Raw genomic sequence first — 11,732 nt, 5'->3', positions numbered from 1 at the left:
CCGCTCTGAATCTGCCGCTCGGTCTTCCGGATTGATCGATTTCAACCGGGCGATGGCCTTGACGAAGAACGAGCGTCACGTTTGACGAGTCGAATTCCTGGGCTTTCGAGGCGGGATAGCTCCAGTTAGTCGGTGACTGGCACCTCGGCAGACGCGACGAGCTTTCTTGTGAGCCCCCCTTCGCAACTGCTGCTCCAACAATGCATGTCCAGAAAAAACGGATGAGCGAACGACGTCTGCGGGGGCGAGACGACGAACGCGATTTATCGGGCGGCCGGGAGGCCTCTCAATGATTATCAAACTCAGTGGGGCTGAATCATTGCGCCCATCGGTTCGTGATCCGCTTCGCGCGTTTGCTATTGTTTACCGTTGCGCCCAAGAATCAGTAAGGCGTGTTGACATTTGGCGGAGCGTCGTGATTTCAGTGTTTTGCTCAGCTGCCTTAGGTCACTGGCGCGGGATTAAACAAGACCAGCGCATTGTGCAGCTTGAGTTTCTCGGCACAGGTCTCTTTTCGGCCGCTCGCGACTTCGAGCATCAGCCTGAACAACTCCCAACCTACATCTTCGATGGAAGACTCGCCGGTCGCGATCGTACCGGCGTTGATGTCCATCAGATCGTGCCAGCGGCGCGCGAGATCGGAGCGCGTCGCGACCTTGATCACCGGCACTTCTGCGAGGCTGTAAGGCGTGCCGCGACCGGTGGTAAATACATGCAGGTTGATCCCCGCCGCCACCTGCAGCGTGCCGCAAATAAAGTCGCTAGCAGGCGTGGCAGCGTAAATCAGCCCCTTCTGCCTGACTTTCTCCCCCGGCGACAACACGCCCGAAATCGCCGAATTGCCCGACTTGATGATCGACCCCATCGCCTTCTCGACGATGTTCGACAGTCCGCCCTTCTTGTTTCCAGGCGTCGTGTTCGCGCTGCGATCGGCGCTGCCGCGCTTCAGGTAATCGTCATACCACTGCATCTCGCGGATGATCGCCGCCGCCACGTCCGGATTCGCCGCACGGCTCGTCAACTGATCGACGCCATCGCGCACTTCCGTGACCTCGGAGAACATCACGGTCGCGCCCGCGCGCACGAGCAGATCGGTGGCAAAACCCACCGCCGGATTCGCCGTCAGCCCTGAAAACGCATCGCTGCCGCCGCACTGCACGCCGATCACGAGGTCAGATGCCGGACACGTCTCGCGACGGCGGTTGTTCAATCGTCTGAGGTGATGTTCGGCCATCTTCATGATCGACTCGATCATCGACTGGAAGCCGACATGCTCCTCGTCCTGCAGCACGACCACGTCGCCGTTCGCATCGGCGCCGGAATCGCCGATGTCGGCGACGTCGTCCGCAGCGGTCGTCGCGATCGGGATCGTTCCCGGCGGCATCAGGCGCTCGGGCTGCAGCTTCTCGCAGCCGAGGCTCACCATCATCACCTCGCCGCCGAAGTTCGGATTCAGGCTGATGTTGCGCACGGTGCGGATCGGCACCATCGCGTCGGGCGCGTCGATCGCGACGCCGCAGCCGTACGTGTGGCCGAGGCTCACGACATCGTCGACATTCGGAAAGCGCGGCAGCAACTCGCTCTTGATGCGCGCGACCGCGTGTTGCACGACGTCGGCGACGCACTGCACGGTCGTCGTGATCGCGAGGATGTTGCGCGACCCGACGGTGCCGTCCGCGTTGCGATAGCCCTCGAATGTGAAGCCTTCGAGCGGCGCCATCTCGGGCGCCTTCACGGTCGCGATCGGCAAGCCTTCCAGTCCCGGCGGGCTCGGCATGCGGATCACGTGCTCGTTGATCCAGCTTCCCTTCGGCAGATTCTTGAGCGCGTAACCGATCACCACGTTATAGCGAATGACTTCGTCGCCCTCGGCGAGATCCGTCAGCGCGACCTTGTGCCCCTGCGGCACGCGCTCGCGCAGCATCAGTCCATCGGAAAACGTGGCGCCTTCGGGCAACCCGCCGTCGTTGACGACGATCGCCACGTTGTCCTGCGGGTGAACGCGAATGTAAAGGGGAGACTGGGTCATTTTCATCCTTTGAGCGAACAGCGGTGAAGCACATCTTTAATCATGCTCATCCTTTGACTCTGAACGCTTATTTTGCGTGGGGAAGGGTCTATCTGCTGTGCTGGATCAGCACGGTTCACGCCAATGCTCAGTTGCGGTTCGGCAGCCAGGACTGCCGGGTCGCAACGTCATGAAAAGCAAAGCGGCCCCCCTGGGCGCCGCCAAGCACGCCCGCATCTAAGCTGCCGATATCCCTTGCCTTACTTTATTCCAGGATTCACGGCCACCAATTGTGGCTCGAGCATGCGGTCGCCGCTTCTCGCCAGCCAGCACACCACACCCGCCGCGATGATATCGAACACCGCAAGTACGACAAACAGCGGGCTGTAACCAACCTGCGTGACCAAAACGCCGAACAGCGCCGTGAACGCCGCAGCGCCCAGGTAACCCGCCATCCCGCCCATGCCGGTGGCGGTTGCGACTTCGTTCTTGCCGAACACGTCGGACGTAATCGCATACAACGCACCCGACAAGGTCTGATGGGCGAAGCCGCCGACGCACAGCAGTGCAATAGCCGCGTAAGGGCTGGCCACCAGTCCGACACATGCCGGCCCGACCATGCACAGTGCTCCGAACACGAAGACCATCTTGCGCGACGTGAACAGCGAGACTTTCGCGTATTTATGGAACAGCGGACTGAGGTAGCCGCCGAGCACGCAACCAATGTCCGCAGCCAGAAAAGGCATCCACGCAAACAGCGCAATTTCCTTCAGGTTCATGTGCCGCTCGGTCATCATGTAGAGCGGAATCCAGGCATTAAAAGTCTGCCAGGCCGGCTCGGACAGTATCCGCGGGATGCCGATCGCCCAGAAATTGCGGCTGCCGATCATTTCGGTCCACTTTCGCTTGGAGGCGCCCACGTCGCTGTGCTTGGCCTCCTGCCCACTGAGGATGTAATCCCGTTCAGCGTCGCTCAGCAGCTTCTGATCACGCGGGTGCTTATACAGCAGCATCCACACCGCGCTCCAGACTATGCCCAGCACGCCGACGATCAGAAACGCCCATTGCCATTGCCCGTGCAGCAATGCCCACACAACCAGCGGCGGGGCGAGCAGCGCACCGATGGACGAGCCAATGTTAAACCAGCCAATTGCGACCGAACGCTCCTTGGCCGGGAACCACTCGCTTGTTGCCTTCACGCCGGCCGGAATGCCGGCCGCCTCGGCGATGCCAAGCAAGCCGCGAAAGAACGCAAGGCTGCGCCAGTCCGTCGACCAGGCCGCCGCCGCGCAGGCCAAAGACCAGGCGAGCGCAAATGCCGCAAAACCAATCTTGGTGCCGACCGTGTCAAGCAGATAGCCCGCGACCGGTTGCATGAAGGCATAACACAGTTGCCATGCGACCACCACATGGGAGTACTGCTCGGTGGTCATGTGGAGGTCTTTCATTAACGTCGGCGCCGCCACCGAAAGCGTATTGCGCGCGAGGTAATTGATGATCAGCCCGGCCGCGACCAGGCTAACCATCCACCAGCGGATGCCCTTGATTTTCATTACTTGTCTCCTCGAAGTCTTTTAATGATCAGATGGGCCGGACCGCGGGAGCAGTCGAGCCACCGGGCCCGGTTTCCTCGCGCGAGTAATCGAGGCCGACGAAGCTGCCGCCCTGGTAGCGTTGGCCCAGAGCATCGAGCGGGTTCGGCCGTGCCAATACTTGCGCGGCATATGCCTCGGCGTTCTGTGTCGGCTGATAACCCAGGCGCTCGGCGCCGCGGTTGTCCCACCAACTCCGTGTGTTGGCGGAGACACCCCAGACGGTCATGAAGCCCACGTCCTCTGCTTCGATACAACGGTCGAGGAAATGCAGCAGGTCGCGATGGCCGAACCAGGTACTCAGGTGTCTGGGCTCGGTCGGCTGCTCGAGGCAACTGCCGATCCGCACGCAAATACTCTCGATGCCGTGCTTGTCCCAATACAGTCTCGCTAATGCTTCGCCCCACACCTTGCTCAGGCCGTAGAAACCGTCCGGGCGCAACGCGCAGTCGAGCGTGAGATGTTCGGTAACGGGATACATGCCGATTGCATGGTTCGAGCTGGCGAACACCACGCGCCGGACTCCTTGCCTGCGCGCGCCTTCGTACACTTCGACGAGCGCGCGCAGATTGTTGTCGATGATCTCAGGCAGGGGGCGCTCCACGCTCGTACCTGCGAAGTGGATCAACACATCGACCCCGTCCAGCAGACGATCGACGACGGCCGGGTCGCGCAGGTCGCCGTGCATCACGTCCTCACCGTCGACCAGAGGAGCAAGGGGCTTCGAGCCTGCGGCCGAGCGCAACGGGATGCCACGTGCGATCAACTCCGTCCGTACGACCGAGCCGAGCTGCCCACCGGCCCCACTCAGGGCAATCTTCTTCATAAAAGTCCTTTAAGTGCCCCGAACGCTTGAGCCAAGCTAGCAGATATCCAGCGGTCAAGCCGAGACTGTAGAGCGAGTCAACAAGCAATCGCTAGTCATACGATAACGTACTTTGTGAGCTGTCGGTGAGCGAATCAACTAGGCACATACCCGCATTGGATAAGCACCGGCCAGCATGCGGAACGGCAGCACCAGTTGGATGATCACTACGGGTAAACATTCCTATTTTGCGCGCCATATGGCGTTACGATGTATTACGATGTCAGACAACATTTTGGCTGACGAACCTTAAAATTTATTCCCGATCTGAGGAAAACAGACATGGCAGCGTCGACCCCTTATCAACCGTTACCGAACACGTTTCGCCAGTCGGTTCGCGACGGCGAACGCCTGATTGGGGGATGGGCCTCCCTCGCAAGTCCGATCACGACGGAATTGCTAGGCCTCGTCGGTTTCGACTGGCTGTTGCTAGATGCAGAACACGCCCCGAACGATGTTCTAACGCTCATCCCGCAGCTCATGGCACTGAAAGACAGCCCGAGCGCGCCTTTCGTGCGGCCACCGGCAAATGACAGCGTTGTCATTAAGCGCATGCTGGACGCAGGCTTTTTCAACTTCCTCATCCCTTTCGTTGATAGCGCCGCTGATGCGCAGCGGGCCGTCGCCGCGACACGTTACCCGCCGCTCGGCGTGCGCGGCGTATCGGTCGGGCAACGAGGCAATCGCTACGGGACCGTCGCTAACTACTTCGACATTGCAAACGACAACATCTGCGTGGTCGTGCAGATCGAGAGCCGTGCTGCAGTCGAGGCGATTGATGAGATTACTGCGGTCGATGGTGTTGATGCCGTGTTCGTTGGTCCCTCCGATCTCGCCGCCTCATACGGGCATATCGGCAACGCAAACCACCCCGAAGTGCAGGCAGCCATCGCTCATGTTTTCGAGCGCGTCAAGGCGGCCGGCAAGGCAAGCGGCATTCTCGCGCCCGTGCAGGCGGATGCCGAGCGCTACCTCGCGATGGGAAGCACGCTCGTGGCGGTCTGCGCGGACATGGGCCTCCTTCGTAACGCCGCACAGGCCGTACAGAAGCATTTCATGCAGAGGTAAGCACGCGTGGTCAACGTGACATCACAACGTTTGGAGAATCAAATGCAAACGGCAGGCTTATCGGACTTGGGATCATGGGCACGCCGATGGCGGCCAATCTGCGAAAGGGTGGCGTCGAACTCGTCGCGTTCACTAAAGGTGCCGTGTCGGCCGACCTCACGCAGGCAGGCAGGCGTTGTCGCGGCAGAGAGTGCCGCTGCGGTCGCCGCCCAGGCGGACGTCATCTTCATCATGGTTCCGGACACGCCCGACGTCGAACGCGTGCTGTTCGGTGAAAACGGCGTGGCCGAGAGCCTGCGCGCCGGTCAGATCGTGGTCGACATGAGTTCGATCTCGCCGATGGCCACGCGCGATTTCGCCGCCCGCGTGCGCGAGCGTGGCGCGGAGTATCCCGATGCGCCTGTCTCGGGAGGTGAAGTGGGCGCGAAAGCGGGATCGCTGACGATCATGGTGGGCCGCTCACAAGCGAGCTTCGACGCAGTGAAGCCCTACTTCGACATGATGGGCAAGAACGTGTCGCTGATTGGCGAAGTCGGCGCGGGTCAGGTCTGCAAGGTCGCCAACCAGGTGACCGTCGCTGCAACCATCGAGGCGGTCGGCGAGGCGTTGCTGTTGGCATCCAAGGCCGGCGTGGATGCGGAAAAGGTTCGTTAGGCGCTGATGGGTGGCTTTGCGTCGTCGCGAATTCTTGAAGTGCACGGCGAGCGCATGACGAAGCGCACCTTCAACCCAGGATTCCGTATCGAGTTGCATCAGAAAGATTTGAATCTCGCGCTTTCGACGGCGCAGGTGCTTGGCGTCTTGCTACCCAATACCGCAACGTGTCAGGCGCTTGCGGTCCGGATCATGCCGGGCAGGACGCAGTTGCTGCGCACCCCGCGCGGCCCCCACTCCGCCGCCAACTGCCGCGAGAGCAACAGCACGCCCGCGTTGCTCGGGCTATAGGAACCGCTATTGGTCTGCGGATTGTGTGCCGCAATTGAGGCAACATGGACGATACTGCCCTTGCCGGCCGCCAGCATGTCACGCCCGAAAGCTCGAGCGCACAGCAGATAGCCGGTCAGGTTAATGCCGATGGCCTGGTTCCAGTCCTCGATAGAGCTCCAGCGCGCAGAAACCCTGCATTGTTGACTAGCACACTGATCGGCCCTAGCGCTGCGCGAACCTCGCCAGCAGCCGCGGCAACCGAAGCTTCGTCCGACACGTCGCAGCTGAACGCCTGCGCTACCGCACCGGCCTTCCGAAGTTCGGCGGCGACAGCTTCCGCGCCGGCAAGATTCCGATCCACGAGCGCCACATGTGCTCCAACATCGGCGAAGGCGCGCGCGATGCCGGCGCCAATGCCACTGCCCGCACCTGTCACTACGCAGATCTTTCCGTCCAGGTTCAGACTGTAGGGGGTCGAGGCAGCTGCGCGATTTTCAAGTTCCTGTCCCATGCGGTTAACTTCTCCTAAAATTTTCATGCGATTATGTTCTTGCAATTTGTATCGCCATTGAACCCCTCGAGCGCCTTTGGAACAATGGACAGAGATTACATATAGCAGGACATAACGTGCATCATGGCCCATGACCAACAGCACGGCCGGATCGTTCGGCATTTCGCGCTCTATGGCGCGGAAGCCGACCCATCCTGGGTCGACATGGTCCATCACGAACGCATTCCCCTGCGTGCCGGCCGTTTCGACTTCGACATCAAGCCGCACGTCCATGACGCGCTGATCCAGGTGCTATACGTCACCGCCGGGGGCGGCGAGACCTTCATCGACGGCAAGACCTGGGCAGTCGAAGCGCCATGCCTGATCGTCGTGCCAGCGCGCTCGGTCCACGGCTTTCACTTCCGCAGCGACATCGACGGTCACGTCATCACCGCCGCGCAGTCTGCGCTAGAATCGCTGGCGATGACGGCCGCGCCCGAGCTGCTGGAATTTATCCGCACGCCGACAGTGCTATCGATCGATCCCGACGTCGAGCGCGGCACACCCCTGGACACCCTGTTTCAGTCGATCGGGCACGAGGCGGAGAGCCACGAGCGCTGGCAGTTCACCGCAGGCGCGGCACTGACGATTGCCCTGTTCGTCAAGATCGGGCGCCTCAGCGAGAGCGCCCGGCTTTCAGCCAGTTCCGAGCAGCGGACGATGACCGCGCGGATCGAGCGGTTCCGCGCCTTGCTCGACCGCCATTGCCGTGAGCGGCGGCCGGTCGCCAACTATGCCGACGAGATGGGCGTGACTGCCGGCCAGCTCTCGCGAATCTGCCGCGCCACCTTCGGGGTCTCGGCAATCGAGGCGATCGATGCACGCTCGATCCATGAGGCCAAGCGGCTGCTCGGCTATTCGATGCTCAGCGTGAAGCAGATCGCCAGTGAACTGGGCTTTCAGGACGAGGCCTATTTCGGTCGTTTCTTCCGCAAGCAGACGGGATTCCGGCCAACGGAATACCGCTCTGCGGCCCACAATCGATCCTTGCCGCCAAGAAAGGGGAAAGCGGATTGATTCGACTTCCCCCTCGTCCGGTTCAGGCCGATAACCCACCCAGCTTCACGAACAGGTGCTCCGGCCCGGAGTTGGTCAGGTTGTTGCCCCGCACGTACTGGATCGGCCTTGCCGGATCGAGCGCAATATCGCCAACCTTGCGGGCCAATGCCTTCGTCGCGATCAGCGTCTCCAGCTTGGCGAGCGGCGCGCCAAGGCATTTGTGCATGCCGTTGCCGAAACCCAGATGGCCGTTGGAATCGCGGTCGATGTCGAACGTCTCGCCCTCGTCAAACTTGCTGCTGTCGCGGTTCGCAGCCGACAGCAGCAATCGCACCACCGCGCCCTTGGGCAGATCAACGCCCGCGACAGTGGTCGCCTCGGTGGTGATGCGGCTCACGCGCTGGACGGTGCCGCGATAGCGCGCCACCTCCTCGACGAAACGGTCAGCGTCGGCGGGTTTGTCGCGGATACGTCCCAGCAGATCCGGCTGTTCGGTGAACATGCGAAAAGCGTTGGCGACAAGGATAGTCGTCGTGTCGTGCCCGGCGATGAAGACGAAGGCGCACAGCTCCTTCGCTTCCTTTTCCGACAGCAACCCGTCCTTCCACATGCGCGCAATATGCCCGGCGATCGACTGGCTGTCGGTGAGAGCGAGCCGCTCCAGCGCCTCCTTGAGGTAAGCGAAGAAAGCCTGCGCGCTCTGCTCGTCGGTGCCGGTCCCCGGCGCATTGCGGGCGAGGCGTCCGAAGTAGCTGAAGGTCTCGTCCGACCAGAACTTCATCTTCTCCTCATCCTCGTTCGGCACGTCGATCATCGTGGAGATGGTGGAGATGCTGAGCGGGATGGCGAAATCGTTGACGACATCACCGCCGCCTTTCGCAATCATCGCGTCGAGCAGGTCTTCCGCCCTTTGCTCGATCTGCTCGACAAAGGGATCGAGCGCCAGCGGCAGGAAAGACGGCTGGACGACCCTGCGTAACCGCGAATGGTCGGGCGCATCGAACAGCGTCAGGAACGTCAGCGGCGGCGGGCTGACGACCTCGGAGGAAAACAGCTTCGGGTTACGGATGGCCTGGTAGACATCGTCATAGCGCGAGAGGAACCACACGTCCGAAGTCGCCGAGTGGCAACGCAGCACCGGTGCGTGCTCCCGCATCCAGCGGTAGTGCTCGTAAGGGTCGCCTTGCGAGCCGTCATCGACCACCTTGAATGGCTCCAGCCCCTCGGGCCAGTCCAGTTCGTGTGAATAGGGCGGAAGGGTCTTGGCCGTGAATGGGCAGATCTGCGGTGCGCTCTGCGGCACGGCAACCGGGATAGAAGAGGGCGCTGCGAGCATGGGTGCCGTCGCGCCGAGCGTCATACGCTCCAGCGCCCGGCTCATCGTGGCCTTGGAGTGGAGCGCATGCAGCGCGATCACGTCTCGCGCCGCGTTCAGGTCGCCCAGTTCGAAGGCGGCGACAATGTTCCGGTGCTGCTGAACGATATCGCCGACGATCTCGATCTGGTCGGTCAGCGCGCGGGCGATGTAGTCCTGCACGGCCAGTTGCCGGTAAAGCGCGATCAGTTGGGCGTTGCCGGAAGCTTCAATGGTGAACAGGTGGAAGGCATGGTTTGCCTCGATGTAGCGCGCAACGTCGGTAAAGCGCCGCCCGGACACAAACGGCGCCGTCGCCTCGGCGAGCCGGCGGAACATGATTAATTGCTCGCTGGACAGCCGACCCATAGTCAGCTGAGCCGCCCCCAGTTCGAGAGCCATGCGCAAGTCGAAGGCTTCATCGACATCGACAGGAGCGATGCGCTCCTCGCCGGTCTGCACCACCAGGCCGGTGCTGGCGAATTTCTCAAAATAGAAATTGCGCGGCGTCAGCCCTTCGGACGAGAGAAAATTGCGCACCGCATCAACCATCGGCGGCGGGCCGCAGAGGTAGACATCGGCATCGCCAGCGTTGAGCTGGGAGGCGATGATATGGTGGGTCACGTAGCCTTTCTTGGGATGGGTACTGCCGGGGCTGGCGACGGTGCACGCATAGGTGAAGTTCGGCAGGCGCTGCGCATAGGTTTCGAGCCGGTCGATGCCAACCAGATCTTCGTCGCTGTTCACACCAAGGATCAGGTGGATCGGATACGGACTGCCGCCGTCCGCGACGAGCTTGTCCAGCATCGACAGGAACGGCGCGAGGCCCGTGCCACCGGCCAGGAACAGCACCGGTCGCTCGATAGGGCGCAGGTAGAAGCTTCCCATCGGGCCACGGAACTCGATTGGGTCGCCTACTTTGGCGGTTTCGCAGAGCCAGGTCGACATCGCCCCTTGACGCACATTGCGCACAAGGAAGGACACGTGCGCCTCAGATGGCCCCGAGCTGAAGGAGTAGGACCGTGTCTGATCGGTGCCGGGCACTTTGATGTTGACATACTGCCCAGGAAGGAACGTGAGATCTGCGCGGTTCACGAGCTCGACCGAAAATGCGATTGTGGTTGCTGACGCTCGTTGGCAGGCGGCGATCCGTCCGCTGTGGGAGGACGAGCCAGTACCCGAGATGTCGGAGTTCGTAGCGATCTGGATCACGCAGTCGGAGCGTGGACTCATTTGGCAGGTGAGAACCTTGCGGGCGCTCGCCTCTTCCGGGCTGAGCGCATCTTCCACGCAGTCGCCCAGAACGTATTCGCCGGACTCGCAGACCGCCTTGCAGGTGCCGCACACGCCATCACGGCAATCGAGTGGAATATTGATCTTGGCGCGAATGGCGGCATCGGTCACGCGCTCGCCCTCCTCGCACTCGATGAAACGGGTCACTCCGTCCTCAAAACTGAGGGTTATCTGATGGGCCATGGCGGTGTCTCCTCTAGAGTCGCCCGACCATTCCGCTGCGCTGGCGGTTTGCTCGGACGGGGCGGCGCGCGAGGTAACCTTGCTTCTCGCAAGCGCCCGGTGGGTTTAATGCCGCCAATTTAGAGCCTGAGCCGCGTCGCACTCAACGGACAGAGACGACGTTCACCCGGACAAAACGTGCATTGTGACGGATGCCGGATGACCATAGTCATCTGGACCTCGCACGCCTTCCGCGTCCAGAAAATACCTACTAACCGCATTACATCCGCCGCGCTTCGGAGCGGGTTGATCGCCACTGCTCCGTTCGCTGCGCGAGCCTGTTGGCGGAGTCGGGCTATGTCACAGCGTGGTGCATTTCGATGGCGCGGCGCCAACGTGAATTGAACGTCACGCCAACAGCGGCTCCGAGAAGCGCAGAGGGAATGCTGAGCAGGTCCGCTGGCGCGAACCGAGCCTTGCCGGCGGAATGCCGCAGCAGACTGGTCGTAGCGAGCACGGCTAAGTAGCGCGCTGCATTAAGACCTCAGATCTTTACCAGTTACTTTTTGAAAACCGCTGACACGATAGGATGCGGTGTCGTACGTAAAAAAGCCTCGTCCGTGTCCGGAGAGGCCTTCGAGCTGCGTTTCTTCTAAACCTAACGCGTATAGCTCTCCGGAGGCGCGACGTGAATAACTGTCAAGCCGGGCTGCATTACGAAGAATGCATTTTGCGTCAGCTTACATCGAGTGCCCTTGCAGTTGAAACACGTGTCAACCATCGAACCTTCAATACAACCACGAATGTCCGGTTTGGAGAAAGGTAAAGGACCGCTGCGGGTGTGCGCCGTGAAAAGGTGGCGCTTTCCAGTGGGTGCAAGTCCCACCCGGCAACCGCTCCAGCCGGAAGCAACC

General features: G+C 61.4%; 7 protein-coding genes and 2 pseudogenes. 3 read left to right on the top strand and 6 right to left on the bottom strand.

From position 1 onward, the window contains the following. Positions 1-442 precede the first annotated feature (442 nt). The 3 genes from garD to AWB65_RS33130 form a co-directional block, all read right to left on the bottom strand. Positions 443-2,029, bottom strand: coding sequence for a galactarate dehydratase (garD, locus tag AWB65_RS33140; RefSeq protein WP_087671043.1), 1,587 nt, complete (start codon positions 2,027-2,029; stop codon positions 443-445). Between the two features lie 239 nt (positions 2,030-2,268). Next, the gene (locus AWB65_RS33135; RefSeq protein WP_087671042.1) at positions 2,269-3,561 is read right to left on the bottom strand and encodes an MFS transporter; all 1,293 of its coding nucleotides are present in this window, start codon (positions 3,559-3,561) and stop codon (positions 2,269-2,271) included. 28 nt (positions 3,562-3,589) lie between these two features. After that, on the bottom strand, positions 3,590-4,426 hold the full coding sequence (locus AWB65_RS33130) for an NAD-dependent epimerase/dehydratase family protein (RefSeq protein WP_087671041.1): 837 nt from the start codon (positions 4,424-4,426) through the stop codon (positions 3,590-3,592). Between the two features lie 321 nt (positions 4,427-4,747). On the opposite strand from AWB65_RS33130, the gene garL reads away from it, so the two are divergent. Further along, positions 4,748-5,533 (top strand): 2-dehydro-3-deoxyglucarate aldolase, encoded by a 786-nt coding sequence (garL, locus tag AWB65_RS33125; protein ID WP_087671040.1) that lies wholly within the window; start codon positions 4,748-4,750, stop codon positions 5,531-5,533. A gap of 42 nt (positions 5,534-5,575) precedes the next feature. Further along, positions 5,576-6,367 (top strand): annotated as a pseudogene (locus tag AWB65_RS33120) (2-hydroxy-3-oxopropionate reductase); the annotation flags it as partial. Here the strand turns inward: AWB65_RS33120 and AWB65_RS33115 are convergent. Next, positions 6,367-6,971 (bottom strand): annotated as a pseudogene (locus AWB65_RS33115) (SDR family NAD(P)-dependent oxidoreductase); the annotation flags it as partial. The pseudogenes AWB65_RS33120 and AWB65_RS33115 sit on opposite strands and share 1 nt — an antisense overlap. Before the next feature lie 123 nt (positions 6,972-7,094). On the opposite strand from AWB65_RS33115, the gene AWB65_RS33110 reads away from it, so the two are divergent. Then, the gene (locus tag AWB65_RS33110; protein WP_087671039.1) at positions 7,095-8,027 is read left to right on the top strand and encodes a helix-turn-helix domain-containing protein; all 933 of its coding nucleotides are present in this window, start codon (positions 7,095-7,097) and stop codon (positions 8,025-8,027) included. Between the two features lie 22 nt (positions 8,028-8,049). Here AWB65_RS33110 and benC read toward each other — a convergent pair whose 3' ends face one another. Next, on the bottom strand, positions 8,050-10,839 hold the full coding sequence (gene benC / locus AWB65_RS33105; RefSeq protein ID WP_087671038.1) for a benzoate 1,2-dioxygenase electron transfer component BenC: 2,790 nt from the start codon (positions 10,837-10,839) through the stop codon (positions 8,050-8,052). 637 nt (positions 10,840-11,476) lie between these two features. Next, positions 11,477-11,732 (bottom strand): hypothetical protein (locus tag AWB65_RS37400; protein WP_235008017.1); only part of this gene is annotated, 256 nt, incomplete at its 5' end.

It is taken from the genome of Caballeronia humi (genome assembly GCF_001544475.1).
Taxonomy (GTDB): Bacteria; Pseudomonadota; Gammaproteobacteria; order Burkholderiales; family Burkholderiaceae; genus Caballeronia; species Caballeronia humi.
Note: the sequence above shows the minus strand (reverse complement) of the source record. Positions and strands in the feature narration are given on the sequence as shown.